Origin of the sequence: Rhodoplanes azumiensis, assembly GCF_042682915.1 — a bacterium.
GTDB lineage: Bacteria > Pseudomonadota > Alphaproteobacteria > Rhizobiales > Xanthobacteraceae > Rhodoplanes > Rhodoplanes azumiensis.
The window spans coordinates 82,331-108,684 of sequence record NZ_JBHUIW010000018.1 but is presented as its reverse complement, the minus strand read 5'-3'; the positions used below and the strand labels follow the sequence as shown (position 1 = coordinate 108,684).

The window sequence follows — 26,354 nt, the reverse complement described above, 5'->3', positions numbered from 1 at the left end:
CGCAGTCATTCCGGGGCGCGGCGAAGCCGCGAACCCGGAATCCAGACACGATCTCGGTGCGTGCCGCTGGATTCCGGGTTCGCGCGCTGCCGCGCGAGCCTCGGAATGACGGTGATCTGATCAGGCGAATCCCGAGCGACAACCCTCACCGCTTCACCCGGTACTCCGTCGGGGCGCCGTTCTCGGCGCCGTCGTAGAGGATCAGCACGCGCAGGGGCCGCTTCGGCGCATCTTGCAGCACCAGCACGGTCTCGGCCTTGGCGTCCTCGGGCAGGCCCTTGGCCGGCGTCAGGGTGCCGAGCGGCGTGAGGGCGCCGCTCTTGTCGTTCCAGTGCCACAGCGCCGGCACCACCGCCTGCTCGTTGACCGGGCCGGTGAGCACGATCAGCCCGTCGCGGACCGCGGCGAGATCGCGGATGCCGGTGGTCTTGCCGAGCCGCAGCCGCGTCACCTTCGGATGCAACGGCTCGTCGGGCGTGAACACGGCGTCCGCGTCGACGCTCAGGACGAAGCCGTCGCCGTCGACCGAGGGGCCGCGAAAACCGAGATGCATGCGGCCGTCCTTCACCGCGATCCCTTCGATGTTGACGCCGTTGTGGTCGAGCGGCTGGTCGTAGAAGGCGCCGAGGCCCGCGGCGTCGCGTATCGCCTCGCCGAGCCGGCTCGAGACCTCGACGCCGGTCGGCTCCTCCTCGGAGACCTCGAACGCAGGGCGGCCGCGGGCGTCGACCGGGAAGCGCAGCACCACGAAGCGCGAGCGCCCGGCCCCGTCGCCGTGGCGCGGCCGGCCGTGCGAGCCGATCACGTAGAAGAAGCGGTCCGCGAAGGCGGCGCCCTCGGCGTCGGGATCGCCCTTCACGTCCTTGCCGACGAGGCGGATCACGGCGCCGGGCGCCAACGTGCGGTCCTTCACCGAGAAGAACTGCGCGTACTTCTTCTCGTCGTTGACGATCAGGCAGGAGGCGAAGCGCGGCCGCGTCGGTGCGCAGGCGGCGCCCGACAGGTTCATGCGGGCGCGCGTGCGCGGCGTCTCGTCGGCGGCCTTGCGGGCGAAGTCGCCGTCGACCGACCAGCTCTTCGTCTCGGGCGCGAGCGCCGGCTTCTCGGCGGCGGCCGGCGCTCCGAGCCCGGCGAGCCAGAGCGTGCCGCCGAGGACTACGGCGAGCACGCGGGCGAGCGTCGCGGCCGCGAGACGGCAGCGGTGAAGAGCGGTCGGACCGTGAGGCGGCGAGCGAAGCGGCGGCGAGCGAAGCGGCATGGAGCGAGCCCTCGTGATCGTCGTTCCCCTAACGCCGCCCTGCTATGCGGCGCAACTCCCGTCGCGGCGCCGGCCGGGGATGGTTTCGGAGATCAAAAGGCGCTTTCATGCGGCGGAGTGCCGCCGGGGTCGCCACCCCGGCGGGGGCAGGATCGGAGCCGGGCCGCGCCTGCCCGCATCGCCATCACAAGGATGTTCCCATGCCGACCTGTTCGCCCGTCTCGCGCCGCCTCGTCCTGTCCGGGCTCGCCGCCGCGCTGCTGCCCGCCTCGGCCCTTGCGGCCGATGACGTCTGGCCGAGCCGTCCCGTCACCATGATCGTGCCGTTCGCGGCCGGCGGCTCGACCGACGTGATCGGCCGGGTCGTCGCCGAGGGGCTGCGCCAGGAGCTCGGCCAGCCCGTCCTGGTCGACAACCGCGGCGGTGCCGGCGGCACCATCGGCACGGCCGCGATCGTCAAGGCGCAGCCCGACGGCTACACGATCGGCATGGGCACGGCCTCGACGCTCGCCATCAACCCGGCCGCCTACAAGTCGCTCGGCTACGACGTGCTCACCGGCCTGATTCCGGTGTCGAACATCGCCGCGGTGCCGAACATCATGACGATCAATCCGGCCGTGCCGGCGACCGACATGAAGAGTTTCGTCGCGCTCGCCAAGGCGCAGCCCGGCAAGCTGTCCTACGCCTCGGCCGGCATCGGCTCGGTGTCGCATCTGATGGGCGAGCAGCTCAAGCTCGCCACCGGCACGGACATCGTCCACGTGCCCTATCGCGGCATCGGCCCGGCCCTCAACGACGCGGTCGGAGGCCAGGTTCAGGTGCTGTTCGACAACCTGCCCTCGTCGCTGCCGATGGTGCAGGCCGGCAAGCTGAGGGCGCTCGCCGTGTCGGGGCCGAGCCGCGTCGCGGCGCTGCCCGACGTGCCGACCTTCACCGAGCTCGGCCTCGACGACCTCGGCTGGATGGCGTTCTTCGGCATCGTCGTGCCGGAGAAGACGCCGGCCGCCGTCGTCTCGAAGCTGCACGCCGCGACCGTGAAGGCGCTCGGCCACGAGGAGGTGAAGAGCCGCCTCGTCGCCCAGCAGGCCGTGATCGTCGGCAACACGCCCGCCGAGTTCGCCGCCGAGATCAGGCGCGACCTCGACCGCATGAAGCGCGCCGTCGCGGCCGCCAAGATCGAGCTGAACTGAGGCCGCCATCGGCCTCGTGTTCCGGACGCGGTGCGACGCACCGCGTCCGGAATCCAGGGTACCGGACGAGGCTTTTTCTGTCCGGGATACGGCCGAGGGTCACGCGGGACCACCCGTCCCGAACCGCCGTGCCATCAGGTGATCGATCGACACCACGCCGGCGCCGCGGGTCATCAGGATCAGCAGGCAGGCGGCCCAGGTGCCGTGGGTCGGCCAGGCGTCGGGGTAGACCAGGAGCTGGATCACCAGCGTCATGATCAGCAGCGCCATCGCCGAGAGGCGCGTCGCGAGGCCGAGCACCAGCAGCACCGGGAACAGATGCTCGGCGACCGCGGCCGCCGTGGCGGCGAGCGCCGGGTCGACCAGCGGCAGCCGGTACTCCTCGCGGAACAGGTCGACGGCCGAGTCGGAGAGCCCGAAGCCCGACACCTTGGTCTGGCCCGAGCGCCAGAACACGCCGGCGATGGACAGTCGCGCGACGAGCGCGATCAGCGCGTAGGGGATGCGCTCCAGTGCCGCCGTGATGCCTCGGGTCGCGGCGACGGTCGGCGAGGTGGTGGTCGGGGGCAGGGTGGCGTCGGTCATGACAGCGGCTCCGGGGCGGGGGTGAGGGCAGTCGCGAGCCCGCTGCCGATCAACAGGGCGAGCGCGGTGGTGGCATCGAAGGTCTCGACCTCGGCGAGCGCGGCGCCGAGCGCGGAGGCGATCGTGGCGTTCTCGCGCAACGCGCCGAGGAAGCCGGCGGCGCCGGGCGGCAGACGCAGCACCACGACGGTGAGATGCGGGCGGACGACGAGCGCATCCTCGACCGTGTCGAAGTCGACGGGACCGAGCGGTGCCTCGCCGCTGTTCATGGCCCAGATCGTCACCACGGGACTTTTCGCGCGGACGATTTCGGCCGAGGGGTGCAGCTTCACCTGCATGGTGCCGAGCCGGTCCGGGCCGATCGCGGCGAAGTCGGCGAGTCCGAGCGGCGCCGCGTCGGCGGCGTGATAGGCGCGGGTGCGCGCCGCCTCGAGCCGCACCACGTCGGCGAGCCACGGCATTTCGGCCGCCGGTGGAAATGCCCTCACGAAAGCCGGGAAATCGTCGCCGTGACGCATCAGCAGCGGCGAGCGCGGCGGCCGCGCCCGCACGAAGTCCCGCGCCATCGCCGCGAAGAACGCCTCGCCGACGATCCGCTCGGTCGCCGGGAATCGCGTCCGCAACGCCTCGATCAGCGAGACCGTGACGTTGTTGCGATAGACCGCGAAGCGCTTCTCGGGATGCCGCGCCGTGTGCGACGTGACTTCGGCCGGCAGCGGCCGGTCCGGATCGAGCAGGGCGGCCGCGAACGAGGCGCTGCTCATGCGGCGTCCTTCCGAGCTCGTGCGCGCGTCAGCATCGCCCGCGCCCGCTCCGCTTGCGCGCGCAGCACCGGCCAATCCGGGACGTCGTTGTCCCACTCGATCAGGGTCGGCAGCGGTCCGGTGCGGGCGATCACCTGCGCGTAGAGGCTCCACACCGGATCGGCGACCGGCGTGCCGTGGGCGTCGATCAAGAGCGGCGCGCCGGTGTCGTCGGTCGTCTCGGCGTGGCCGCCGAGATGGATCTCCTGCACGTGCTCCAGCGGGAAGTCCCTCAGATAGGCCTCCGCCGCGGTACCGTGATTGGTGGCCGAGACGAAGACGTTGTTGACGTCGAGCAGGAGCCCGCAGCCGGTACGACGCGCGACCTCGCGCAGGAACTCCGTCTCGGCGATCGTGCTCGTCTCGAACAGCACGTAGGTCGACGGATTCTCCAACAGCATCTGGCGACGCAGCGCGGTCTGCACGGTGTCGACATGCTCGCACACATGATGGAGCGTCTCCGTCGTGTAGGGCACGGGGAGCAGATCGTTATAATAGACGTCGTCGTGCGACGACCAGGCGAGATGCTCCGAGAAGCTCGCCGGCGGATGGCGGGCGCACAGGGCCGTCAGGCGGTCGAGGTGGTCCGGATCGAGCGGTCGCATCGCGCCGATCGACAGGCCGACGCCGTGGATCGACAGCGCGTAGTGTTCTCGCAACGCCGCGAGCATGGCGTGCGGCGGGCCGCCTGCGCCCATGTAGTTCTCGGCGTGGATCTCGACGAAGCCGAGCGGCGCGGCATCGCCGAGCAGGCCGTCGAGATGCTGCGGCTTGAAGCCGACGCCGGCGTCGAGCGGCAGGGCGGAGTGGACGAAGGTCATGGGAGTCTCGTCGTGATGTCAGAGCCGAGAGAGTCGGCGCGGCGAAGACCCCGCCGCGCCGACCCGCGTGGAGCGACCTGATCAGCTCGACTTCGCGGTCAGCGAGCCCATGCCCTTCGGGGTCTGCATGGTCGTGCAGGTGCCCTTGGCGACGTACTTCCAGGCATTGCCCTGGTAGTCGACCTTGGACGTGCCGGCGCAGGTGGTGCCGGGGCCGGCGGCGCAGTCGTTCTGCCCCTTGAGGGCGACGCCGTAGCACTTTTCCTTGTCGGAGCCCTGCGCCGAGGCGGGCGTGGCGGCGAGCGACAGCGCGGCGGCGAGTGAGCCGGCGAGCACGGCGGCGAGAGCGGGCTTGGTGGTCATCACATGATCTCCGTGAGCGAAGGGGGCCGTCGCGACGCTCGGTCCCGGGCGTCGCAGGCGGGCCTGAGCGGCCGGCCGTACAGGCTCTTACGGAAGCGGGCACCACCGGTTACGTCTTCACGGCCAAGTGTTCCGGCAGCGGCGGTCGTCACACCCTCGTGTCGTGCCGGGGGGGCCTGTAACAAGACCGGGGTCGTGTCCGAAGCGACCCGCCACGGGCGAGCACGGACGACGACCATCTGAGCCGACGGACGCGCCTCGCGCTCGCGCTCGACGCGGCGGCCCACGACCGCGCCGGGTGCTCCTCACGGTGATGCCGCACGGCCAATGGCGCCGACGCGGTGGTTATGATTCGTTCTCCGCGTTTGGTGTCGGAACGTTGCGGGGGCGCGCGCGACCCTTCAGGCGGGCGTCGGGCCGGAGTAGGGTGAGGGCGCCGCTTTTGCGCCGCGCTTGCCCGGCAGAAGGATCGCCATGCGCCCGATCTCTCCGATTCTCGCTGTCACCCTGCTCGTCGCCGCAGCCGGCCGGCCGACCGCGCTTCCGGCCGCGCCGGCCGGGCCGGCGGCGGCTCCGGCTCCCGTGGCCGCTCCCGCCGCTCGGCCCGGCGCCAAGGCGGCGGCGACCTCCGCGCCTGCCGCCGGGGCCGTCAAGTCGCGGACCAAGGTCACGGTGCGGCGCTCGCGCGGCGGCTACGGCTTCCTGCCCGGCTACGAGCCGCCGCAGGACACGAGCCCCTACCGCTCGCGCGACGCCTGGATCGCGCGCCCCTACGGGCCGGGGCGGCGCTATCTCACCCCGGGCGGCTGGCAGTGGGTCTACGGCTGGGGCGGCGCCCGCTTCTATCAGGGCCGGTGGAACGGCGGCGGCTTCGGCCCGTGCTGGACCGACACGCCGATCGGTCCGGTGTGGAACTGCGGCAAGTAGGGTCCGCGGTCACGGCCGGATCTCACATCCGGATTTCGCCGCCGGATTTCGCCGCCGAACCTCACGGCCGGGGTGTCGGCGGCGCCGGAGGCGCGTCCTGCGGACGGGCCTCCGTCGGCGCGGCATTCGTCGGCGCGGCCTCCGTCGGACCGGAGCCCTCGGGTGTGGCGCTCTTCCGCGTCGGCTCGGCCGGCAGGTCGCGAACCCGCGTGCAGGCGGTCGCGCGCGGCAGGCAGGCGGGACCGGGATTCGCACACACCGCCTTGCCGTCCTCGCCCTTCAGGCAGGTCACGCAGCCGTCGCCCCAGGCGAGACAGGCCGGGTTCTTCACCCCGAACGCCTGCACGGCGGCCCGCTCGGCCTCCAGGGCCGCGTCCGCCGCCGCGGCATCGCTTGCCGAGCCGCTGTCGTCCCGGGCCGGGGCCGGGGTCGCGGTCGGCGCCGGCGCCACGATGTCGTCCGGACCCGGCAGGTCGGCGGCGCCGAGCGAGGTCGCCAAGAGGGCTGCGCCGATGAGGGCTGCGCCGGCGCGGACGACGCCGGCGCGGACGAGGACCGTCGCCCAAAGCCGCGGCACGATCGAAGAGAAGCGCAGCATCATCGCGGGCACCTGCGTGGAATGGCTTCGGGTGCCGCATAGCACGCCCGATGCCCGATGCCAGCAGCCGACCCGCCCGAGAGGGCCTCCAGCCGGCGCTTCCAGCTCGCTGGCAGTGAATCCGTTCTGTGTCCGTCGCCAGTGCTCGGTGTCTGTGGGATTACCCGTGCAGAACCGTTTTCTGGTGAAACTTGTTGACGCTTTTCGGCACCTCGTGAAACGGAACGGCGCTCCCGGTCGGCGCCGGGCGGCCGGACCGGATCAGCCCGGAGGCGGGTCCGGGCCGCGCGACCACCCGGCCGGCGGCGCTTGGCGGGACCAGCCGAGGCTTCGCAGGGTTACGAGGCGCCGGAGAAGGTACTGGTGGCGGTAGATCGCCTTCCGGTTGGGCGCCCGGCGCTTGCCGAACCGCGCGAGGCACTGCCGTTCGATCTCCGGGACTGTCGCCTTGCCGAGCTGCCCGGCGACGAAGGCGGCGACCTCCGGGTCCCGGGCGAGACGCGACCTCGGCGCGACCTCGAAAGCCGTTCGAACGGCATTCAAGCCGGCATTCGAGGCCGCCTTTAACTCGGCGAGCTGGCGGCGGCAGTCGAGCAGCTCGGCATAGAGGTCCACCGGAATGGTGACCACCTCGATACCCGCGATCGTCTTCCGCTCCGGCTCGTTCAAGGGTTTCTCCCTGCCCTTTTACGCCCGATCGAATAGGGCGCCCGTGCTGTCGCCGAGCCGGCCGAACGACGCCTTGGTGTTCGGCATTCCGACCTTCGGCGAGACCGTCATGCTGCCGATCTGTTGCAGCGTCGACTTGAGCGCACGGGCGACCTCCAACGCTTCTTTGAGGGCGGCCACATCGACGTTCGGCGCCACCGACTTGCTGCCGAGCTGGTCGAGCGCCTGGCCGGCATCGGACGCCTTGCGCTTCACGTCGTCCAGCGACCGGAGCGGGACGGCATCGAGCGGCTGCACGGGCGGCATCATCGACGCCGGTGCCGCCCGGTTCCCCCGGAGCGTCGGGTACAGGTCGAAGTAGCGGTCGCGGGCCTTGTCGCGCGCGATCTGGTCGCGGGCCGGCTTGAGATCCTTGTCGGTGATCACCGGCTTGGCGCCGCCCAAGAGGTTCTGCCGCTCCTGGATCAGCTCGTTGAGCTTCTCCCGCAGCCGCTTGACCTCGGCATCGGTGCTCACGTCGGCGGCCCGCCGGTCGGCCTGCGCCTTCGCCCCGCTCTGGACCCGGCCCGGGAACGACGCCAGCGGCGCCGTGGCGGCATCCCGCACGGCCGTCTCGCGCTGCCGGAGCTTCTCTTCAAGCTCCCGGATCCGTGCGTCGAGCTGACCGCGTTTCTGGTTGGTGCCGAATTCCTCGGCCATGGCGGCCCGGCCGCCCGGAGCGTTGTGACGGTCGAGCGCGTCGGCGGCGGCATTCGCGCCGGCCGTGATCTTGGCGAGTGCCGTGCTCGCCCCCGCGCTGTCGACCACCCGGGCGGCACTCCGCCAGAATCCGGACCAGGAATCCGAGAGCCGCTTGATGCTGGACTCGGTGTCGTTGATGACCGGCGGAAGGTCGCTCGCGATGGTGCCGAGCGACGAGCGCTTGATCTCGGCGCGCAGCGATCGGAACTCCGCCTTCAAGTTGACGAGCGCGCTCACAGCCTGACGCGAATCGATCTCGCCGAAGAACTTCGGGAGTTGGGCGAGGTCGCCCTTGGTGACCTTCTCCACCAGTTCGACCACGACGTCGAGGAGGGGCTTGCCGGCCTTCAGTCCCGCCTTCAGACCCCCCTCGAGGTCGACACCCGCCTTCTTGAAGTTCTTCTGCACCTCGGGCGTGTACAGCTTCGCGAGCAGGTCGCGCATGCCGTTGAACGCCTGTTCCGACGAGCCGGTCTGCTTGCGAATGATCTGCAGCCCGGCTGCGAGGTCGGCAAGCTTGTCGATCCCCGCCTGACCGGCATTCGACCAGGACGCGGCGAGCGTCGGCAGGTACTGCGCCATGTCCTTCAGCTCGAATTGCCCCTTCTTGCCGGCATAGGCGAGGATATCGAAGGCGCGTTCCAGCTCGGTGATCTTCACCTTGAGGTTGGTCGTCAGTGCGCCGCCGCTCTTCGCCATGTCGTCGGCGGCTGCACCGCTTGCCTGCGTCGCAGCGAGAACGGGCCGCAGTTGCGCGAGCGCCTCCGGAAGGCTGAGGCCCTGCGTCACCAGGGCATCGACACCCTTCACGGCCTCCGATTGCGCGAGGCCGAATTCGAACGCGAGGTCGTGGACCTTCTTGCGCGCCTCGGCGAGCTGCTCGGCGGTCGCGTCGGCCGTGATGCCGATGCGTGTCATCTGACGATCGAACGCGGCCATGTCCGCGTAGCCTTGCACGAAGCGCCGGCCGGTCGCGTAGGCGCCGATGCTGCCCGCGATCCTGCGCGTCGACAGCCCGCCGGGAAGCCCGCCGGCCGCGGCGCGCGCCGACGCGATCTGCGCGCCGGAAAGCTCGCGGCCAGCCTTGGCCGCGGCTGCCGCCGTGTCCAGGAGCGACCGCTTGAGCCGCTCCGGACCGGAGAGGTTGCCGAGCCCGGCCACGGCGGCGCGCACGGCCGTGATGTTCGTCCGTGCCTGCCCCGATGCGGTCGACACCTCGCGCAGATCGCGCGTGAGCTTGGCGGCGCCGATCGAGCCCTCGATTCCCTTCGCGGCCGTCTTGATGCCGGAGAGATCCTTCGCCGCCTTCGCGGCTTCGCCCGAGAGCAGATTGACCAGCTTGAGCCGGAGCGAGACGTCGAGCGTGCTCATGGATCGATGCTTCCACCGCACAGAGCCACGACGGCATCGGCGAAGCAGATCGGCCGCCCCGCTGCCGCTTCGGAGGTCTGGAAGTCACGGGCCGCCGCGGCCAGCATCACCGGGTCTCGCGGCGCCGGTGCCGTGCCGCCGATCGCGGCGGCGAGCGCCGGCATGGACAGGGCGGGCGCGGCGACGAGCGCGATCGAGTGCAGCCACGTCGCCGTGCCCTTGTCGTCGTGCTTGAAGGTGGGGCTGATGAACCGATGGGTCCGTGCGGCGAGCGCGGCGGTCGCTGCGGCCAGCCACTCCACGCGGGCGTAGAGACCGTCCGCGCGGGCCTGCAGCTCCTTCACCCACCCGACCGCATCGGCGCGTTCTCCGAACAGCGTCTTGCGAGCGATGGCGTGATCGAGGTCGACCGGGATATCGATGCCGTCCGCTGCGAAGCGGGCGGCGAGCGCCTCCGGGTCGAACTGATAAGCTCGTCCGTCGCGCGTCGTCACCGGGCCGCGCGGCGCGACCTTCACCCACGCGGGTGGTATGCCGGCCGTGGCCACGTCGAGCGTCACGACGCCGAGGGCGAGGTTCGGAGCTGACAGAGGCGAGCGGCTCATTTGGATTTCGTCCGTCCTGACAATCGGGCGCGTGCGCGAAAGACGGTCCGCTCCGTCATGCCGGAGATCCTCGCGGCTTCGGACGCCGACTTGCCCTCCGCCAGCGCCTCTTCGAGCCGGGCGCGCGCGACGGCGATGATGGCCGTGTATCCCTTCGGAATTGGTACGTCGCTGAAGCAGCTGCTCAACCTGCCGCTTGCCGACATGATCCTGAAGTGCTTGCAGATCGCATCGGCCGCCTCCCGGCCCACGGTCTTCACCAGCCAATGATCGTCGTCGGCTTGTACCGGAAACGAGGCCCGGCGGCCGCCTTTCGCCTTCGCGATCGCCAGCGCGGTATCGACGCCGGCCACCTCGGCGATCTCTGCCAGAATTCCAGGAAGGCGTGGGTCGGCCATCGCACCGCTCAGGCGACGATGTTTTCGATGAAGTAGCCGACGTCCGGCGCGATGATCAGCTCCTTGGCCTGCTCACCGACGCGGATGATCGTCGCGCCCTTCAGACCGATGCTGGAGTCCTGATAGCTGCCGGACAGGCGCGTGCCGAGCCGCGCCGTGTAGCCGAACGTCACGGTCCGTTCGGTGGTCGGAGAAGTGGAGAGGTGCAGGAAAGCCGCGTGCTTGCCCCACACGTTCGTCAGGATCGGATCGTGGCCCTTCCGGGCGACGTTGATCCACCCCTCGCCGATCAGCACCTTGCGCAGGCCGAACAGCGTGGCGAACTCTTCCGGCGTGATGCGGCCCTTGTTCATCAGGGTGCCGCGGATCGCGTTGACCAAGTGGGGGTGCGCGCGGATCTTCGACCACGCATCGTTGCCGAACACGGCCGTGTTGGGCTTGAACACCAGCGTGCCGCTCATCGCAGCGTCGAAGACGCCGAACGGGTCGCTATTGGTGTAGTCGGAGAGCCGCGACGTGCCGGACAGCGTGACCTTGCGGCCCGCCGCATAGCTCGCCGCATTGAACACCAGCCGGGCGGTCCGGACCTCGTGGGCGAGGTCGATCATGTCCGTGAGCCCTTCCACGGCGCGGGCGCGCGGATCGTAGTTGCCGGTGCCGGCCGCGCGCTGCCGCGCCGCCGCGTCGATGTCCGTCTGCGGGACGATGTTGTCGACGCCCCAGTCGTCCACCTCGGCGGTCGCCTGCTCGGCCGTGAACTCCACCCGAGTGACCTGCCCCATGCGGCCGACCTGCAGATCCTCGGGGACGTTGAAGCTCTCGCTGATCGGATAGACCGTGTACTTGAACCGCTCCTCCGGCACGGGGACGTAGGGCAGCACCTGCGACGCGATCAGCGTGTAGTCCGGGTTGCGGTAGCCGACCGCGACGGCGGTGAGAGCCGGGTCGACGGTAAAGGGACGGTTCGGGGCCATCGTGGTCTCGCGCGTGAGGGAAGGGGAGGCGGGCGCCGCGGCATGGCGCCCGCCTCGGGTGCCGCTCTTCCGCCTCGGAGCCAACCTCGACGGACACGGCACAGGCTTTCGTCGGCGCTCTCGGCGCTCTGCGATCCACTATGCAATGCTGTTAGGTGACAGGGGTCGCTGACAGGTGTCAGCATCACAGGAGGCGGGCCATGAACGGCGCTTCGAAGCCACCCGGAAAAGACCAGGTCATCGTATACGAATTCTCGGGTGAGCCGCCAGAGGGCGCGATCGACGGCTCGATCGAGCTCCTCGGCGACGAGGACCGCGCCGATTTCGAGCGGCTGCGCGCCGAGCAGGCGGCCCGTGGCGAGCGCCCCCGGCGCTGGCGGCTCGGCGGGGCGCCGCCGCCCCGGTCGGGGCGAAAACCGGAGCCTGACGACCCCGCGGGCGAGGATGCGCCTCCGGACTGCCCCGAGGTCCGGCGTTGAAGGGGGTATTGAAAGCGAAACGGGGGAGGGGGCGGGGGTGGTGGCGGCAGGCCGTCCGCGGTGCTCTACGGGCTTCCTGGCGGCTCGGGCAGATCCGGCCGATCCTGCCCCTCGAATGGCGAGGGCGGGATCCTCGCAGGATCCCGCCCTCTGCTGTATCCTGGCCCCGCGGCGCCGAGCCATGTGGACCCGCCCTTCGTGGGCGCGGGGACGTCACGCCCCCCCGGTCGCCGCACCTATCCCGCAGCCTTCGCGGCCTTGCGCTTGTTCATCGCCTTGAGGCCGTTGATCGCCTTGGCGGCGACCTCCGGGGTGGCGAACCGCAGCGCCGAGACGCCGAAGCTGCGGTCGAGCCACCGGTCGAGGCCGGCATCGTCGTCGGCCCCCTTGAACTCCCGCCACAGGTCGCGGATCAGGTCGACCTGCCGCGGCGTCGCCATGCCGGGCCGCCGCCCGAAAGTCCGCTCCCGCCAGTCGGAGCGGAACCCCCAGGAGGCGGCATACTCCATGATCTGGGCGAAGCCCGTCTCGTCCAGATCCTTCGCGCTGTCGACCCCGCCGAGCTGGCGCAGCATCAGCCGGTACATGTCCTCGTCCCAGCCCTGCGTCTTGGCGAGGTGCTTCTTGACCATGCCGACCAGGGCGAGCTGCTCGCGCGTCATCACGGCGTGCCCTCCGCCGCGGCCCCGGCGACGCCGTCGGGGTCCGGATGCTCGATGAGCGTCGTCATCCCGTCCGCCGTCTCCGAGATCATCCGCATGCAGGCCGCGGCGAGCGGAGCCCACTCGCTGCGAGCCGCCCAATGAACGGATTGCGGAAGCCGGTCGATGACCTCGTCCCGGCGTCCGACCTCGTAGGCGAGCGCCGCGAAGGCGGACATGGCCAAGATCTGGTCCCTCAGCTCCCGCAGCTCGTCGCGGCGCTCTTCGCCCTCGCGTTCGTCCCTCGCGGTCCGCATGGTCAGGCCCGCCTCTGCGCCGGCCGGTCGGCCGCTTCGCCCTCGTCGCCCACCGGCAAGGCGTCGATGACGAAGAACGACTTGTCGATCAGCCTCTTCATGCGGGGCAGGATCGCCACCATCATCGGTTCCCAGTCGTAGCCCCCGAGGGGGTCGTCCTTTCCGGGCTCCCGCTGTTGGTGCGCGACATGGGCGGCATGCGCGAAGGTCGTGAGGGCGAGAAGCTCCCACTGGACCCGCTCGGCTGTCTCGCGGGGCCGGTCGACCCCGTAGGTACGCTTCAGGTGCGCGGCGATCTCGGCCGCGTGCCGCTTCTCGGCGGCTTCCATGGCGTCGGTCCTCAGCGCCGCCACGGTCTCCTCCGCCGACATGCGGTGCTGGAACGGCATCTGCTCGGCGAGTGGCCTCTTGGGGGCTGTGGCGTTCATTGCTTCGTCTCCCCCGTCTCGGCCACCGCGATCGACAGCTCGGAAGCGAACTTCATGAAACCCTCTTCCACGATCTGGTTATACGCATCCAGGAGGTTGGCGAGGTTGACGATCGCGACCTTCAGCTCGTTCGCCTTCTGGACCGTCAGTCCCTCGTTCTCCGGCGGAAGATGGCTGGCGACGGCTTTGGCATACTGCCCTGCCATCTCGTTGAAGCTGCGGTGGTGCTGCACAGCTCCGACGGCGTGTTCGAGGGACATGCCGGCGACCAACGGAACCTGTTCCGGCCGGAGCCGGTCGATGTCGAGGGCAAAAACGTTCGGATCAGTCATTGCAGAGACTCGGTCGAAGAGGTGAAGGGAACGCGGTGAGGTACAGAAGGCGGGCGGGGTTACGCGCCACAGAGGGTCGACTGGTATTGCGGGAAAAGCTCGATGGCGCTGCGGATGTGGCTGGTCTCGATCGCGCTGCCTTCGCCCGCGAGCTGGTGAGCGAGCTTGAGAACCGTGACGACACCCGCGATGTGCGCGCCGTCTCCGATCTCCCGGAGCATCCGGAGGCTCGCCTTGTCGGTCACGCCGAACGCTCCGGCGACGAGATCGGCGTCCTCGTGCGTGATGCAGTTGACGTTGAGCCGGAACTGGATGCGGCGGCCGATCTGCTCGAACCCATGCTTGGCAGCGTTGACCACCTTCAGGACGTGTTCGTTCCCCGAAAAAACAATGGTGACGCCGGACTGACGCTCATCGGTGATGGTGAGGAGGTCGCGGAGCGTCGCGAGCTTGATGTTCTGAGCCTCGTCGAAGATCAGGACCGCTTGGTGGTCGTAACAATAGTTGTGAAAATGCGACCTGATCCACCGGAGCGTCGCGGCCGGGCTGACCTCCTTCGAGTATCCGATCTCTTCGCAGATCAGGCCGAACAGAGCGCCCGCGGACTTTCCGAGCGCGGCAGAGACGCTGAAGAAATACGCCTTGCGCGTCGATGCGACGTAGTTCTCCAAGGCCCACGTCTTTCCGACGCCGGCCGCGCCCGTGATGGCGACATTCTCGCCTGTGGCGCGGGCCAGCTCGATTCGCTCGCGGATCAATCGGGCAGTGGAGATTTCAACGTACGGAACCTCGATCATGTCTTTCCTCCGAGGAGCAGACGGGTGAACTTCGCGGACTTCTCCACCTCGCGCTTGTGCTCGGCCTGAGCCTTCCGGGCTTGACTGGAGCGCCGTTCACGGGGGGACTTGACCATCTCGGCGATGATCTCGCCGGCTTGCGGGTTCGGCACGATGATCCCGGACACTGGCGCCTCGACGGCCGGCGGCAGCGCGGCGGCAGACTCCTTCGTGTCGGCGATCAGGTCGGCCGGTCGTGCGACCTTGGCCAGCTCGCGAGGCCGCGCGTTGAACGAGCGCTCGCCCTGCTTCTGCTTTCGGGCGTTCGCCGGATCGTTGCCGTCTGCCTCTTTGTTCGGCTCGGCGTAGCCGATGATCGTGCGCTCGTCGTTGAGATCGAACAGGGGAACCAGCGGCCAGTCGTGGAAGCGCCCCTTGAGAACACCGATCTTCTCGCCGGAGCGGTAGCGAAGTTCCTTGCACGTCCAGTATTGGCCGTTGACCTTGATGCCGAACTTGCCGACCGAAGCCTCGTCGCGAGTCGAGAAGGCGAGCATCAGTGACGCGCGGTCCACCTTGGCGATCATGAACCCGGCATCGATGTGCGCTTGGTAGGCTTCGTCCGGCGAGCGCCCCTTGAGCTTGCCGCGCTGCGGGGCTGCGTTGTACTCGCGCACCCGCATCTGGACGATGTCACAGAAGAGGTCGAAGCTGCCCGGGAAAGGCGTGGTCGGGCGGCCGACCTTCTGCGTCTTCTTGTTGATCCGGTTGTTTCCGACGTGGCCGGGCAGGCCGGCGAGCCACACCCGTTGCAGCACGCCGATGCCGTTCTCGACCACCTTGGCCCGCGCATTGTAGGGCTGGGCGTGGATCACCGGCCGGCGGCCGTTCGCGGAATGGACCTGTGAGACGATCTGCAGGAGGTCGGAGAGATCGGGCACCGCTCCGAACTCGCCGCCGTTGTCGATCGTCAAACGGTCCGGGGTGCCCCATTGGTCGAGCAGTGCTTCGATGAAGAGCGCGACGTGCTGCTGACGAAGACCTTCGCGCTGGTCGAGCAGGAACGGCACGACAAACAGCCGGTGCGTCGCACGGCACATCGCCACGATCGCCTTCGGATACGCCACGGTGCCGTCCGGGCGCCGGACCGTGTGGTCGAAGTGCATCGCGTCGATGTCGAACTCGGTCGGCCGCTCGGCGAGCTTCCGGATCATCGACGGCCGCAAGTCGTGCCACGCCTTGGCATCGCGGTCGCGCGTCGCGATCTTGCGCCACAGCCGCTCGTTGACCACGTAGACCCGCGGCACCGAGAACACCGCCTTGTTCATCTCGTCGACCGGCATGCCGGCGGCGGCCGACAGCTCCCGGAGCTTCATGCCGGTGCGGAACAGAATGCGCCCGGGTGTCTCACCCGCAGCGTGCATCGATCGGACATAGGCCCGCAGCTCGTCGTCGATCCGGGCGACGGCTACGGAGTGGAGGTACGCGCGCGCCTTGGCGAACCACGCCTGAGAGATCACCACCCGGCGCTCGCCCTTGTCGCGCCGAGCGCGCGGCATCAGGCCGGCGACGCCCTGCGCTTCATAGGCGGCGATCCACCGCTGGACCGTCTTGGTGGAAAGGGACTGCGGGAGCGGCTGGCCGTCCGGCCCGATGCGCGTCGTCTCGGCGATCGTCCGGACCGCCGCGGCCCGCTCCCTGCTTCGGGGAGGATGGACCAGGGCGGGCTGAATCAGGTGCAGCCGGTACGACGCGAGGCCGGGCCGATCGTCACGAAGGGCGGGCGCAGACGAGGCTTTGGAGCGGGTTTGAAGGGCCTTCCAAGCCTGTTGGATATCGACCGGCAGAGATGAGAGAAGAACTTCGTAAGAAGCCCCAGAGCGACCTCCGCCTTTCGCCCCATGACAGAATCGGACAGACAGGTGCGCTTCGCGCCAGGGTGTTCCGAAGTTGAGCGCGGCCCGTAGTGCTTTCTTACACGCGCGCTGCGTTACCCCAGCGACCTCGGAAAGCTGTCTCGACGTGATGTAAGCCATCACGCATTGCTCTCCGAACAGAATAATTCATCAACTATTTTGCTGCGAAGCTCAAGAGATCGCGGGTTGAACCTTTCTCCTTTCAGTGCGCGCTCGACCGTTTGCCGGTTATGCCCATTTGCTTTACACCACGCGTTCAACGAGGTGCCGCGAGATACGAAAGCCGCCCTCACCATATTGTACAGCTCGGGTGAGCCGACGACGGCGAGCTTGGGCTTGTACATGATTTGGTGCATCATGAAGCGGAGAATGCACACGATCGTGTGCATGGTCAAGCATGTTCAAGCCGGATCGAGACACGTCGGATCAGCGGGTTGCCGAGCGCATCCGTGTTTTGATGAAGCGTCGTGATGTAACGATCCGGGAGTTGAGCGAAAAGAGCGGGTTGCCGTATAGAACCGTGCAAAACTATTTGACTGGAAAGGTGTCGTTGCCGATCGCATTTATAGTAAAATGCTGCGATGTTCTTTGCATTGAGGCCGATCTTCTTCTCTTTGGTGGGCTTGATCTCGATTCTATTTCATTGAAGGGTGCTCTTGAGGACGTGTTAGGCGAAGAGGTCACGTCACTCCTGCATATTGATCAAAACCGTAAGGTCACAGTGAGGTCGATTGGCGAGGAGGTGCATTCGCCGGGCGATGCTGCACGGTCTCTTCGCGGGACAATTTTGATCTTCTTGGCCGAGTACGTGCGCGAGAAGTACCTAGATATCCGCACCGAACAGGCATGGCTCGGCAAAGGCAGCATTTCCCCTGGCGACGCCGACAACGAGCGGCTTGCTCGTGCGGGCCTCTTTCCGCGGGACTGAGTTCCCCACTCGGTTCCCCACCTCCCCGCCGCGCGATCGATTCGGCGGCGATGGTTCCTCTCTATGCCCTCTTTTTTGTTAGCGCGCCGAATGACTTAGGGTGTTTGCAGACATTCTGTGTCCGCCGTCATCCTGCCACAATCCAGGGTGACCAAGTGAGGATCCTATTATGACAACGGAACCGCTGGAATATCAGTAGCTTGGTTGATCTGCCGCGGACAAATAATTGTTTCACGCGCGGACAAAGAGCGTTTTCGCTTCCATCGCGAGCCCGAATGACGGACGAAAAGAGAACATATTGCGAACTGAGAACAGATGATGTACGGTCTAGATCATGGAGGCGCGGCCTGCGTTGTCGGCCCTCCGAATCCCGGGCATAGAGGAGGCGTTGATGGCGTCGGCCCCCCTGCGAGTCGTTGAGAATACCTCCATGGACAAGACCAAGGCCCTCGATGCCGCGCTCACCCAGATCGAGCGCGCTTTCGGCAAGGGCTCGATCATGCGGCTCGGCAAGTCGACCAAGCCGCTCGAGGTGGAGACGGTGTCGACCGGCTCGCTCGGCCTCGACATCGCGCTGGGCGTCGGCGGGCTGCCGCGCGGCCGCGTGGTGGAGATCTTCGGCCCCGAATCCTCGGGCAAGACGACGCTCGCTCTCCACACCGTCGCCGAGGCGCAGAAGAAGGGCGGCATCTGCGCCTTCGTCGACGCCGAGCACGCGCTCGACCCGGTCTATGCCCGCAAGCTCGGCGTCAATCTCGACGACCTCCTGATCTCGCAGCCGGACGCCGGCGAGCAGGCGCTGGAGATCGCCGACACGCTGGTGCGCTCCGGCGCCGTCGACGTGCTGGTGGTCGATTCGGTCGCCGCCCTGGTGCCGCGCGCCGAGCTCGAGGGCGACATGGGCGACGCCCAGCCCGGCATGCAGGCCCGGTTGATGAGCCAGGCGCTGCGCAAGCTCACGGCGTCGATCAGCCGCTCCAACACCATGGTGATCTTCATCAACCAGATCCGCATGAAGATCGGCGTGATGTACGGCTCGCCCGAGACCACGACGGGCGGCAACGCGCTCAAGTTCTACGCCTCGGTGCGCCTCGACATCCGGCGCATCGGCGCCATCAAGGAGCGCGAGGAGGTCATCGGCAACCAGACCCGCGTCAAGGTGGTGAAGAACAAGCTCGCGCCGCCGTTCAAGCAGGTCGAGTTCGACATCATGTACGGCGAGGGCGTGTCCAAGCTCGGCGAGATCATCGACCTCGGCGTCAAGGCCGGGATCGTCGAGAAGTCGGGCGCCTGGTTCTCCTACGACTCGACCCGCATCGGCCAGGGTCGCGAGAACGCCAAGACGTTCCTGCGCAACAATCCCGACGTCGCCGCCAAGATCGAGCAGGCGGTGCGCCAGAACGCCGGCCTGATCGCCGAGCAGATCCTCGCCGGCGAGCCCGAGGAGGACGACGACGAGGGGGCCGAGGAGTAGGCACCGCGGCGGCGGTGAGCGGTGCCGCCCGGTGCGGCGCCGGCCGCGACGAGATCATCGAAGCGCGCTCCCTCCCCGGGGACGGAGCGCGCTTCGCAGCGCTTCGAGGGCGTTCGTTCGAGCCTTTTCGGACGCCCTCGTCGGAACGTTTGGTTGCGAGCGCCGTGGGTCCGGCGCCGTGTTTCGAGAGCTGAGCCTCCGTGGTGGGATGGCCAGCGGACGTCTCCGCCCGGCGATTTCGCGATCGTGCGGGGCGGAGACGTTCGGTCCCTGCTTCTGATCCTGCTTCGCGCCCCGGTTCGGCCCCTGTGTCGAAACCCCGCGACGTACCCCGGCATGCGCCCCGCTCCGACACGCGAGCGGTCGGCGCGCGTGCCGGTTCGTCGTGAAAGTCCGATTGCCGGCGCGTCACCGCTCGGCTAGTCCGACGCGATGCCGATATCGTCTCACCGGCCGTCGCGGCCGCGATCTCCTCAGCCGGCTCCTCCGCTCGCTCCGGCGCGGCTCGCCCGAGCACCAGGCGCCTCGGCCGGTGCGGGCGAACGATCCACGGCTTGCGCCTCGCCCGTCCGGGCCGCGCCGGCCGCGCCTGCCGCATCGGCCGCATCGGCCGCAGCGCACGCCCCGTCCGCATCGGCGGCTTTCGCTCCGCCCGGCGCGTCGCCCGCCGTGCTCGGCGATCTGCCTTTCACCGCGGCACGATCGTCGTCGCGCCCGCCGTCCGCCGCCCCCGCCACGCCGGCACCGCGTTGGGCCGGCCGGCTGGCCGTCCTCGTCGTCGCGGCCCTCGCTCTCGCCCTCGCCGCCGCCATGCTCCGGGCCTACTGGTGGGCGCCCGAGACGCTGTGGACCGATGTTCACCACGACCGCGACGGCCATTTCGGCTTTGGCCTCGATCTCGCCCTGGCGCTGCGCACCGGCGACCTCGGCGGCTTCGTCTCGCATCTGTCCCGATCCGTCGTGTGGCCGCCCGTCAACGGGCTCTTGCTCGCCGCCGTGATGCTCCCCGGCGGCCCGGACCTGCGCCTCGCGATCGTGCCGGCGCTGCTCGGCTGGATCCTGACGGTCGTGCTGACCGCCGTGCTGGCGCGTCGCCTGGTCGAGACGTCTCCCGGGGCGCCGTCCGGCGCCGTGCCGCCCGGCGCCGGATCGCCGTCGGCCGGGCCGGCCGGAGCGGTCGCCGCCGCGGTCGCCGGTGCGCTCGCGCTGTCGGCCCCGGCCTTCGCGCTCTTGGGGTCGGACGTGATGCTGGAGACGCTCGGCGCCGCCTTGTCGGCGCTGACGCTCCTCTGCTTTCTGCGCGCCATGGAGACGCCGCGCCACCACGGCACCGGCACCGACGCCGGGACCGAGAGCGGCACCGAGAGCGGGGTCGGCGAGGCCGTCCGGCGCTGGCGCATGCTCGGCCTCGTCCTCACGGTGCTGTTCTTCCACAAGGGCAACTATTGGGGCCTGGTGGTCGCGAGCCTCGTCGTCACGGTGGCGATCGAGTCCGGCGTCGGGCTCGTCCGCCGCGCCCGCGCGGCCGTCGGGCCGGTCCGCGCGCTGCGCCCCGGCCGCGTCGTCACGCGCCTTTCGACCGACCCACTGCTGATCGCCGCGCTCGGCGTCGCCGTGCTGGTGGCCGTGATCTATCGCCGGGGGCCGACCAGCCTCGACCTGTTCGGTCGGCCCGTGTCGCTCTATCCTCCCGAAAACCTCGTCACCGTCGCCTATGCGCTCCTGTTCGCCCGCGCCGTCGTGGCGTGGCGGCGGCACCGCGATCGCCTGGCCTCGGCGCTCGGCGTGCCGGGCCGGGCGATCCTCGCCTGGCACGTCCTGCCGGTCGCCGTGTCGTTCCTGATCCCCAAGCGCCTGCCCGGCTTCCTGTGGTTCGTCAGTCCGGCGAACGGGCCGGCCGACGCCACCTTCGAGCCGTTGAGCACCGCGCGCTTCTACGCGACCGCGGCGGCCGACGGGTTTCACGCGACCCCCACCGTCGCGGTCGCGACGCTGGTGCTGTTCGCGACCGCGCTCGTCTTCAAGCGGCGCTGGCCGCCCGGGGGGCGCGCCGTGATCGCCCTCGCTCTGGTGGGCACGGCCGGCGTGATCGTCCATCCGCATCATCAGGCCCGCTTCCTCGCCTCCTGGCTGTTCGCCTGGTGGGTCGGGGCGGGCGTCGGCGCCGGTGTCCTGGTCGCCGCCCTGGCGCGCCGCTGGCCGGCCGGCGCGATGGTCGCCGGAACCGCCGTGTCGGCCGGCGCCCTGGTCGCCGCCGTGACGCTGCCCGGGCCGCCGTCGGCGGCGGCGCGCGCCGTCGCCATCCGGGAGACCAGCCCGTCCACGCTCGCGCTGGTGACCCCGCTCTTGCCGGAGCTCGTCGGCGCCCGCACGATCGGCGTGGTCTCGAGCACGGGCCGCACGCCCTTCTTCGCCTGGGCCCTGCGCGTCGTTTGCCGCTGCGCCGTGCCGGTCACCACCCCATGGATGACGAGCGGATCGTCGCGCGAGGCGGTGGCCCGCGAGGTCGCCGGCTGGCTCGCGACCACCCCGGCCGATCGCCTGCTCGTCGCCGATATCCCGATGTCGGCCCTCCACATGAAGGAGCCGGGCTTCGCCGGCGCCATCGACGCCCTGGCGACGCAGACCCGGTACGTGCCGCGCGGACGCGTCGCCGTGCCGGCCTTCTCGGCGACCGTGTCGGTGTGGGAGCGGCGGTGAGGAAAGACCTTCGCCCCGGCCCGTGCCGACGGCGCGAATCCTGTTCATGGGCCGCAAAAGGCGGGGCGTCGGCGGTCCCGCTCTGCTATGGGCGAACCGCACGCGCGACACGAACCGCAGCGCGACAAGGAGCAGCCGGTGACATCACGAACGGCGCCGCCGCTCGTCGGCCCGGACCGCATCACGTCCCGGCCGCCGCGGCCCGGGACCGGACCGCGCGGGGGGCGCCGCCCCGGTGGCGCGGCGTCCGCCTGGATCGATCTCGCCGTCGCCGCCGTCACGGCCTTCGTGGCCGCCGTGATCGCGACGACCCTGTTCACGGCCTATCACGCCGATCCCGACCCGCTGTGGGCGAATCCCCTGCACGACCGCAACGGCCATTTCGGGTTCGGGCTCGACCTCGCGATCGCGCTGCGCGGCCTCGATCCGCTCGCCGTCCTCGACCATCTGTGGAAGGCCCTCGGCTGGTCGCCCCTGCACGGGTTGATGCTGTCCGGCGTGCTGCTCGCCGGCGGGCTCGACCATCGGTTGGGGATCCTGCCGAGCCTCGCCGGCTGGGCGGCGACCGCGGTGCTCGCCGCCGTGCTGGCCCGAAGCCTGTTCTCCGACGCGATTCGCGGCATCACGGCGGCGGCCGTCGCGGCGGCGCTGACGCTGGCGAGCCCCGCCTTCGCGTTGCTCGGCTCCGACGTCGTGCCGGAGGGGCTCGGCGCCGCGCTGACCGCGGCGGCGCTGCTCGCCTATGCGCGCGCCGAGGAGGAGCCGGCCGACACCGGCCGCTGGCGCCTGCTCGGCGTCGTGCTGACGCTCCTCTTCTTTCACCAGCGCGCGGCGTGGGGGCTGGTCGTCGCGACGCTCGCGCTGTGCACGGTGATCGCCCATGCCGGTGCGGTGCGCCGCTTCGCCGGCGCGCTCGCCGATTCGCTGCGCAGCGCCGCCCGCACCGGGCCGCTGTGGCGCGACCCGCTGCTGATCGTCCTCCTGGTCGTCGTCGCCGCGACCGCCGCCATCCTGTGGACGAGGCCGCCCGCGATCACGATCCACGGCCGCAGCGTCTCGCTCTATCCGCCCGTTGCTCTGGTCACGCTCGCCTACGCGCTCCTCCTCCTGCGCCTCGTGCTCGGCTGGCGCAGCGAGCGCGATCGCCTCGGCCCGGCGCTGGGCGCTCCCGCCCATGCGGTCTTGGCCTGGCACGTGATGCCGGTGGCGCTCTCGTTCCTGGTGCCCGGGTGGTTGACCGGGACCGGTGGCCTCGGCGGTCTCGCCGCCATCTGGGGCGCGCGACCCGATCCTCTGCAGGGCCTCGCGTTCTACCGGGACGCCTTCATCGAGGCCTACCACTCGTCGCCGTGGATGGGCCTCGCCGCCGCGGCGCTCTTCGTCGTCGCGCTCGTCCGGATCCATCGGATCCCGGTCGGACTGCGGCCGGTCTTCGTCCTGGCGCTGCTCGGGGCGATCGGTGTGGTCGCCTATCCCCTCCACGAGGGCCGCTTCCTCGCGACCGTCGTGGTCGCGGTGTGGATCGGGGCGGGCGCCGGCGTCGCCACCTTGGTCGGCGCGGTGACGCCGGCCCGGCTCGTGCTCGTTCGGGCCGTCGTCGCGCTCGGCGCGGTCGCCGCCCTGCTGGTCGCCCTGGCGTATCCGGGGCCGACGACCGCTGCGGCCGCCCGCGCCGCCGCGGGCCGCACGCCCGACGGCCCGAGCCAGCTCCTCCTGGTGCGGCCGGCGCTGCCGCTGCTCGACGGGGCTCCGGCAGTCGGCGTCGCGACGACGTTCGGCCGCGCGACCGACTTCCTCGCGTGGGCGGCGCGCGCCCGCTGCGGTTGCGCCGTGCCGGTCGACGGCCCGCGGCCGCCGGTCGGCGGCTCGGGCGAGGCGCACCGCCGCGCCATGGCGGCCTATCTGGCCGAGACGCCGTCCGCCCGCGTGGTCGTCGTCGACGTCCCGGACGCGCCCTGGACGGCGCCGGGAACCGCCTATGCCGACACCGCGGGCGTCCTCGACGCGCTCGCCCAGCAGAGCCGCTTCGTTCCGATCGGGCGCACCGAGGTTCCGGATTTCGCCGGATCCGTCGCGGTGTGGGAGCGCCGCGACACGCCGGCTCGCCCCGCCCCAGGGACGCCGCGGCCGGCCGGGCGGTCGCCGGTCTCGACCGTGCCGAGCGTCGGGGCGCCCCCGGCGAGCGGCGGGGCGCCGCCGGCGCCGGTCCGCCAGAACCCGGTCCGCAACCCGGTGCAGACCCTGCCGGACTGATCCGGCGCGCCGCGCCGTCCGGGCAAGTACGGCCGTCCTGGACAGCCCCCGGCCGCACCGCTAAAACGGCCGTGAATTAAAGAGGCAGGACCGTCGCTTAGCTCGCCCGGGGAGGCGCGGTCGCGCGCACCAGGAACAGAGCTTCGATGAGCGGCGTCAACGACATCCGGTCTGCGTTCTTGAACTTCTTCGCGAAGAACGGCCACGCGGTGGTGCCGTCCTCGCCGCTCGTTCCACGCAACGACCCGACCTTGATGTTCACCAATGCCGGGATGGTGCAGTTCAAGAACGTCTTCACCGGCCTGGAGAAGCGGCCCTACACCCAGGCCGCGACCTCGCAGAAATGCGTACGGGCGGGCGGCAAGCACAACGATCTCGACAATGTCGGGTACACGGCGCGCCACCACACCTTCTTCGAGATGCTGGGGAACTTCTCCTTCGGCGACTACTTCAAGGAGCGCGCCATCGACCTGGCCTGGCGGCTCGTCACCAAGGAGTACGGCCTGCCGGCCGACCGGCTGACCATCACGGTCTATGCCGACGACGACGACGCCTTCAACCTGTGGAAGAAGATCGCCGGGCTGCCCGACAGCCGGATCATCCGCATCGGCACCTCGGACAATTTCTGGCAGATGGGCGACACCGGCCCGTGCGGCCCGTGCTCCGAGATCTTCTACGACCACGGCGACCACATCCCGGGCGGCCCGCCGGGCTCCGCCGAGGCCGACGGCGATCGCTTCATCGAGATCTGGAATCTGGTGTTCATGCAGTACGAGCAGCTCCCCTCGGGTGAGCGGATCGCGCTGCCACGGCCGTCGATCGACACCGGCATGGGGCTCGAGCGCATCGCCGCGGTGCTGCAGGGCACCCACGACAACTATTCGATCGACCTGTTCGGGGCGCTGATCCAGGCCGTCGTCGACCGCACCGGCGTCGACGCCGACGGCCCCATGAAGGCCTCGCACCGGGTCATCGCCGACCACCTGCGCGCCTCCGCGTTCCTGATCGCCGACGGCGTGCTGCCGTCGAACGAAGGCCGCGGCTACGTGCTCCGTCGCATCATGCGGCGCGCCATGCGGCACGCCGAGCTTCTGGGCGCCCGCGAGCCTCTGATGTGGAAGCTCGTCCCGACGCTGGTGCGCGAGATGGGCCAGGCCTATCCGGAGCTCACGCGGGCCGAGCCGCTGATCACCGAGACGCTGCGGCTCGAGGAGACGCGCTTCCGCAAGACGCTGGAGCGCGGCCTCGCGATCCTCGAGGACGAGGCGCGCGATCTCGGGCGCGGCGACAAGCTGAAGGGCGAGGTCGCCTTCACGCTCTACGACACCTACGGCTTCCCGCTCGACCTCACCCAGGACGCGCTCAAGTCGCGCGGCGTCGAGGTCGACACGGCCGGCTTCGCCGCCGCCATGGAGCAGCAGCGCGCCAAGGCGCGGGCGAGCTGGGCCGGCTCCGGCGAGGCGGCGACCGAGACGGTGTGGTTCTCGCTGCGCGAAAATCTCGGGGCGACCGAGTTCCTCGGCTACGAGACCGAGACGGCCGAGGGCGAGGTCTTGGCCGTGGTCAAGGACGGCGTGCAGGCGACCGCCCTGAACGCCGGGGAGACCGGTGCCGTGATCCTCAACCAGACGCCGTTCTACGGCGAGTCCGGCGGCCAGGTCGGCGACACCGGCGTGATGACCGGCGACGGCGTGCGCTTCCGCGTCACCGGCACCAACAAGAAGGCCGGCGATCTCTTCGTCCACACCGGCACCGTGGAGGAGGGGACGCTGAAGCCCGGCCAGGCACTCGCCCTCGAGGTCGATCACGCGCGCCGCTCCGACATCCGCCGCAACCACTCGGCCACCCATCTGCTGCACGAGGCGCTGCGCCTGGTGCTCGGCGATCACGTCGCCCAGAAGGGCTCGATGGTGGCGCCCGACCGGCTGCGCTTCGACTTCTCGCATCCCAAGAAGATGACCGACGCGGAGATCGCCAAGGTCGAGGAGATCGCCAACACCCAGGTGCTGGAGAACACGCCCGTCGTCACCCGCCTGATGGCGGTCGACGACGCCATCGCGTCCGGGGCGCGTGCGCTGTTCGGCGAGAAGTACGGCGACGAGGTGCGGGTGGTCGCGATGGGCGAGGCCAGCAATGCTCTCGGCTGGTCCGTGGAGCTGTGCGGCGGCACCCATGTGAAGCGCACCGGCGACATCGGCCTCGTCTATATCGACCAGGAGGCGGGCGTCGCCGCCGGCGTGCGCCGCATCGAGGCGATGACGGGCGCGGCCGCGCGCCGTCGCCTCACCGAGGCCGACCGCCGGGTCGCCGCGCTCGGCCAGCTCGTGCGCGCCCAGCCGGCCCAGATCGAGGAGCAGGTGCAAAAGCTGCTCGACGACAAGAAGCAGCTCGAGCGCGACCTCGCCGACGCCCGCCGCAAGCTCGCCATGGGCGGCGGCGGCGGCGCCGCGGGCGCGTCCGACGGCCTGCGCGAGGTCGGCGGCGTCAAGCTGCTCGCCCGTGCCGTCTCCGGCATCGAGATCAAGGATCTGAAGAGCCTCGCCGACGACGGCAAGAAGCAGGTCGGCTCCGGCGTTGTGGCGATCGTCGGCGTCACGGCGGACGGCAAGGCCGGCCTGGTGGTCGGCGTCACGGCGGACCTCACCGGCCGGTTCAGCGCCGTCGATCTGGTGAAGAAGGGCGCCGAGGCGCTGGGCGGCAAAGGCGGCGGTGGCCGTCCCGACATGGCCCAGGCCGGTGGCCCGGACGGCGGCAAGGCCGACGCGGCGCTCGACGCGATCGCGGCGGCGATCGGCCAGGCGTGAAGC

Annotated in this window: 25 protein-coding genes; 8 read left to right on the top strand and 17 right to left on the bottom strand. The window is 70.1% G+C overall.

Annotated elements, in window-relative coordinates; translation table 11 throughout:
* Positions 1-145: 145 nt before the first annotated feature.
* On the bottom strand, positions 146-1,168 hold the full coding sequence (locus ACFSOX_RS15725; protein WP_378478760.1) for a DUF3616 domain-containing protein: 1,023 nt from the start codon (positions 1,166-1,168) through the stop codon (positions 146-148).
* A 290-nt stretch (positions 1,169-1,458) separates the two neighbouring features.
* On the opposite strand from ACFSOX_RS15725, the gene ACFSOX_RS15720 reads away from it, so the two are divergent.
* Positions 1,459-2,448 carry a Bug family tripartite tricarboxylate transporter substrate binding protein gene (locus ACFSOX_RS15720; protein ID WP_378478759.1) on the top strand — a complete coding sequence of 330 codons (990 nt, stop codon included), beginning with the start codon at positions 1,459-1,461 and terminating at the stop codon, positions 2,446-2,448.
* A 99-nt stretch (positions 2,449-2,547) separates the two neighbouring features.
* Here the strand turns inward: ACFSOX_RS15720 and ACFSOX_RS15715 are convergent, their stop codons facing one another.
* The 4 genes from ACFSOX_RS15715 to ACFSOX_RS15700 form a co-directional block, all read right to left on the bottom strand.
* Positions 2,548-3,033 carry a DoxX family protein gene (locus ACFSOX_RS15715; protein ID WP_378478758.1) on the bottom strand — a complete coding sequence of 162 codons (486 nt, stop codon included), beginning with the start codon at positions 3,031-3,033 and terminating at the stop codon, positions 2,548-2,550.
* Positions 3,030-3,797, bottom strand: coding sequence for an HvfC/BufC N-terminal domain-containing protein (locus ACFSOX_RS15710; protein ID WP_378478757.1), 768 nt, complete (start codon positions 3,795-3,797; stop codon positions 3,030-3,032). The genes ACFSOX_RS15715 and ACFSOX_RS15710 overlap by 4 nt, the downstream gene beginning before the upstream one ends.
* On the bottom strand, positions 3,794-4,657 hold the full coding sequence (gene bufB / locus ACFSOX_RS15705) for an MNIO family bufferin maturase (protein ID WP_378478756.1): 864 nt from the start codon (positions 4,655-4,657) through the stop codon (positions 3,794-3,796). The genes ACFSOX_RS15710 and bufB overlap by 4 nt, the downstream gene beginning before the upstream one ends.
* Positions 4,658-4,738: 81 nt before the next feature.
* On the bottom strand, positions 4,739-5,020 hold the full coding sequence (locus ACFSOX_RS15700) for a BufA1 family periplasmic bufferin-type metallophore (protein WP_378478755.1): 282 nt from the start codon (positions 5,018-5,020) through the stop codon (positions 4,739-4,741).
* A gap of 474 nt (positions 5,021-5,494) precedes the next feature.
* On the opposite strand from ACFSOX_RS15700, the gene ACFSOX_RS15695 reads away from it, so the two are divergent.
* Positions 5,495-5,947 carry a hypothetical protein gene (locus ACFSOX_RS15695; RefSeq protein WP_378478754.1) on the top strand — a complete coding sequence of 151 codons (453 nt, stop codon included), beginning with the start codon at positions 5,495-5,497 and terminating at the stop codon, positions 5,945-5,947.
* 61 nt (positions 5,948-6,008) lie between these two features.
* Here ACFSOX_RS15695 and ACFSOX_RS15690 read toward each other — a convergent pair whose 3' ends face one another.
* The 6 genes from ACFSOX_RS15690 to ACFSOX_RS15665 all read right to left on the bottom strand — a co-directional run bounded on the left by ACFSOX_RS15690 (position 6,009) and on the right by ACFSOX_RS15665 (position 11,303).
* Positions 6,009-6,548 (bottom strand): hypothetical protein, encoded by a 540-nt coding sequence (locus tag ACFSOX_RS15690; protein ID WP_378478753.1) that lies wholly within the window; start codon positions 6,546-6,548, stop codon positions 6,009-6,011.
* Positions 6,549-6,806: 258 nt separating this feature from the next.
* The gene (locus tag ACFSOX_RS15685; protein WP_378478752.1) at positions 6,807-7,214 is read right to left on the bottom strand and encodes a hypothetical protein; all 408 of its coding nucleotides are present in this window, start codon (positions 7,212-7,214) and stop codon (positions 6,807-6,809) included.
* A gap of 18 nt (positions 7,215-7,232) precedes the next feature.
* Positions 7,233-9,116, bottom strand: coding sequence for a phage tail tape measure protein (locus tag ACFSOX_RS15680; RefSeq protein ID WP_378478751.1), 1,884 nt, complete (start codon positions 9,114-9,116; stop codon positions 7,233-7,235).
* Positions 9,117-9,322: 206 nt separating this feature from the next.
* Positions 9,323-9,931 carry a phage protease gene (locus ACFSOX_RS15675; protein ID WP_378478750.1) on the bottom strand — a complete coding sequence of 203 codons (609 nt, stop codon included), beginning with the start codon at positions 9,929-9,931 and terminating at the stop codon, positions 9,323-9,325.
* Positions 9,928-10,329, bottom strand: a complete 402-nt coding sequence (locus tag ACFSOX_RS15670; RefSeq protein ID WP_378478749.1) for a hypothetical protein — start codon at positions 10,327-10,329, stop codon at positions 9,928-9,930. Before ACFSOX_RS15670 ends, ACFSOX_RS15675 begins: the two co-directional genes overlap by 4 nt.
* Before the next feature lie 8 nt (positions 10,330-10,337).
* Positions 10,338-11,303: a capsid protein gene (locus tag ACFSOX_RS15665; protein ID WP_378478748.1), complete on the bottom strand. Its 966-nt coding sequence runs from the start codon at positions 11,301-11,303 to the stop codon at positions 10,338-10,340.
* 200 nt (positions 11,304-11,503) lie between these two features.
* Between ACFSOX_RS15665 and ACFSOX_RS15660 the strand changes: the two genes are divergently transcribed.
* Entirely contained in the window at positions 11,504-11,782 is a 279-nt protein-coding gene (locus tag ACFSOX_RS15660; protein ID WP_378478747.1) for a hypothetical protein, read from the top strand.
* 236 nt (positions 11,783-12,018) lie between these two features.
* Here ACFSOX_RS15660 and ACFSOX_RS15655 read toward each other — a convergent pair whose 3' ends face one another.
* The 6 genes from ACFSOX_RS15655 to ACFSOX_RS15630 are packed head-to-tail and all read right to left on the bottom strand — an operon-like array spanning position 12,019 to position 16,312.
* Entirely contained in the window at positions 12,019-12,444 is a 426-nt protein-coding gene (locus ACFSOX_RS15655; protein WP_378478782.1) for a regulatory protein GemA, read from the bottom strand.
* Positions 12,444-12,740, bottom strand: coding sequence for a hypothetical protein (locus ACFSOX_RS15650; protein ID WP_378478746.1), 297 nt, complete (start codon positions 12,738-12,740; stop codon positions 12,444-12,446). Before ACFSOX_RS15650 ends, ACFSOX_RS15655 begins: the two co-directional genes overlap by 1 nt.
* A gap of 2 nt (positions 12,741-12,742) precedes the next feature.
* The gene (locus ACFSOX_RS15645; protein ID WP_378478745.1) at positions 12,743-13,168 is read right to left on the bottom strand and encodes a hypothetical protein; all 426 of its coding nucleotides are present in this window, start codon (positions 13,166-13,168) and stop codon (positions 12,743-12,745) included.
* Complete coding sequence (locus ACFSOX_RS15640) at positions 13,165-13,500, bottom strand: hypothetical protein (RefSeq protein ID WP_378478744.1); 336 nt, start codon at positions 13,498-13,500, stop codon at positions 13,165-13,167. Before ACFSOX_RS15640 ends, ACFSOX_RS15645 begins: the two co-directional genes overlap by 4 nt.
* A gap of 59 nt (positions 13,501-13,559) precedes the next feature.
* Positions 13,560-14,297 carry an AAA family ATPase gene (locus ACFSOX_RS15635; protein WP_378478743.1) on the bottom strand — a complete coding sequence of 246 codons (738 nt, stop codon included), beginning with the start codon at positions 14,295-14,297 and terminating at the stop codon, positions 13,560-13,562.
* Positions 14,294-16,312 carry a helix-turn-helix domain-containing protein gene (locus tag ACFSOX_RS15630; protein ID WP_378478742.1) on the bottom strand — a complete coding sequence of 673 codons (2,019 nt, stop codon included), beginning with the start codon at positions 16,310-16,312 and terminating at the stop codon, positions 14,294-14,296. The genes ACFSOX_RS15635 and ACFSOX_RS15630 overlap by 4 nt, the downstream gene beginning before the upstream one ends.
* A gap of 277 nt (positions 16,313-16,589) precedes the next feature.
* Here ACFSOX_RS15630 and ACFSOX_RS15625 point away from each other — a divergent pair, with 277 nt between their 5' ends.
* The 5 genes from ACFSOX_RS15625 (at position 16,590) to alaS (ending at position 26,351) form a co-directional block, all read left to right on the top strand.
* The gene (locus ACFSOX_RS15625; RefSeq protein ID WP_378478741.1) at positions 16,590-17,120 is read left to right on the top strand and encodes a helix-turn-helix domain-containing protein; all 531 of its coding nucleotides are present in this window, start codon (positions 16,590-16,592) and stop codon (positions 17,118-17,120) included.
* Positions 17,121-17,511: 391 nt separating this feature from the next.
* Positions 17,512-18,594 (top strand): recombinase RecA, encoded by a 1,083-nt coding sequence (gene recA / locus ACFSOX_RS15620; protein ID WP_378478740.1) that lies wholly within the window; start codon positions 17,512-17,514, stop codon positions 18,592-18,594.
* Between the two features lie 669 nt (positions 18,595-19,263).
* Complete coding sequence (locus ACFSOX_RS15615; protein ID WP_378478739.1) at positions 19,264-21,294, top strand: hypothetical protein; 2,031 nt, start codon at positions 19,264-19,266, stop codon at positions 21,292-21,294.
* Positions 21,295-21,432: 138 nt separating this feature from the next.
* Positions 21,433-23,547, top strand: coding sequence for a hypothetical protein (locus ACFSOX_RS15610; RefSeq protein WP_378478738.1), 2,115 nt, complete (start codon positions 21,433-21,435; stop codon positions 23,545-23,547).
* A 146-nt stretch (positions 23,548-23,693) separates the two neighbouring features.
* Positions 23,694-26,351, top strand: coding sequence for an alanine--tRNA ligase (gene alaS, locus ACFSOX_RS15605; protein WP_378478737.1), 2,658 nt, complete (start codon positions 23,694-23,696; stop codon positions 26,349-26,351).
* Positions 26,352-26,354: the final 3 nt, after the last annotated feature.

What these genes read in the sequence shown, in the direction of transcription:
- ACFSOX_RS15635 (WP_378478743.1), bottom strand. Translation starts at nt 14,297, where the DNA reads ATGATCGAGGTTCCGTACGTTGAAATCTCCACTGCCCGATTGATCCGC.
- recA (WP_378478740.1), top strand. Translation starts at nt 17,512, where the DNA reads ATGGCGTCGGCCCCCCTGCGAGTCGTTGAGAATACCTCCATGGACAAG.
- alaS (WP_378478737.1), top strand. Translation starts at nt 23,694, where the DNA reads ATGAGCGGCGTCAACGACATCCGGTCTGCGTTCTTGAACTTCTTCGCG.
- ACFSOX_RS15625 (WP_378478741.1), top strand. Translation starts at nt 16,590, where the DNA reads ATGTTCAAGCCGGATCGAGACACGTCGGATCAGCGGGTTGCCGAGCGC.
- ACFSOX_RS15700 (WP_378478755.1), bottom strand. Translation starts at nt 5,020, where the DNA reads ATGACCACCAAGCCCGCTCTCGCCGCCGTGCTCGCCGGCTCACTCGCC.
- ACFSOX_RS15675 (WP_378478750.1), bottom strand. Translation starts at nt 9,931, where the DNA reads ATGAGCCGCTCGCCTCTGTCAGCTCCGAACCTCGCCCTCGGCGTCGTG.
- ACFSOX_RS15715 (WP_378478758.1), bottom strand. Translation starts at nt 3,033, where the DNA reads ATGACCGACGCCACCCTGCCCCCGACCACCACCTCGCCGACCGTCGCC.
- bufB (WP_378478756.1), bottom strand. Translation starts at nt 4,657, where the DNA reads ATGACCTTCGTCCACTCCGCCCTGCCGCTCGACGCCGGCGTCGGCTTC.
- ACFSOX_RS15650 (WP_378478746.1), bottom strand. Translation starts at nt 12,740, where the DNA reads ATGCGGACCGCGAGGGACGAACGCGAGGGCGAAGAGCGCCGCGACGAG.
- ACFSOX_RS15710 (WP_378478757.1), bottom strand. Translation starts at nt 3,797, where the DNA reads ATGAGCAGCGCCTCGTTCGCGGCCGCCCTGCTCGATCCGGACCGGCCG.
- ACFSOX_RS15720 (WP_378478759.1), top strand. Translation starts at nt 1,459, where the DNA reads ATGCCGACCTGTTCGCCCGTCTCGCGCCGCCTCGTCCTGTCCGGGCTC.
- ACFSOX_RS15695 (WP_378478754.1), top strand. Translation starts at nt 5,495, where the DNA reads ATGCGCCCGATCTCTCCGATTCTCGCTGTCACCCTGCTCGTCGCCGCA.
- ACFSOX_RS15630 (WP_378478742.1), bottom strand. Translation starts at nt 16,312, where the DNA reads ATGGCTTACATCACGTCGAGACAGCTTTCCGAGGTCGCTGGGGTAACG.
- ACFSOX_RS15660 (WP_378478747.1), top strand. Translation starts at nt 11,504, where the DNA reads ATGAACGGCGCTTCGAAGCCACCCGGAAAAGACCAGGTCATCGTATAC.
- ACFSOX_RS15670 (WP_378478749.1), bottom strand. Translation starts at nt 10,329, where the DNA reads ATGGCCGACCCACGCCTTCCTGGAATTCTGGCAGAGATCGCCGAGGTG.
- ACFSOX_RS15640 (WP_378478744.1), bottom strand. Translation starts at nt 13,500, where the DNA reads ATGACTGATCCGAACGTTTTTGCCCTCGACATCGACCGGCTCCGGCCG.
- ACFSOX_RS15690 (WP_378478753.1), bottom strand. Translation starts at nt 6,548, where the DNA reads ATGATGCTGCGCTTCTCTTCGATCGTGCCGCGGCTTTGGGCGACGGTC.
- ACFSOX_RS15645 (WP_378478745.1), bottom strand. Translation starts at nt 13,168, where the DNA reads ATGAACGCCACAGCCCCCAAGAGGCCACTCGCCGAGCAGATGCCGTTC.
- ACFSOX_RS15665 (WP_378478748.1), bottom strand. Translation starts at nt 11,303, where the DNA reads ATGGCCCCGAACCGTCCCTTTACCGTCGACCCGGCTCTCACCGCCGTC.
- ACFSOX_RS15655 (WP_378478782.1), bottom strand. Translation starts at nt 12,444, where the DNA reads ATGACGCGCGAGCAGCTCGCCCTGGTCGGCATGGTCAAGAAGCACCTC.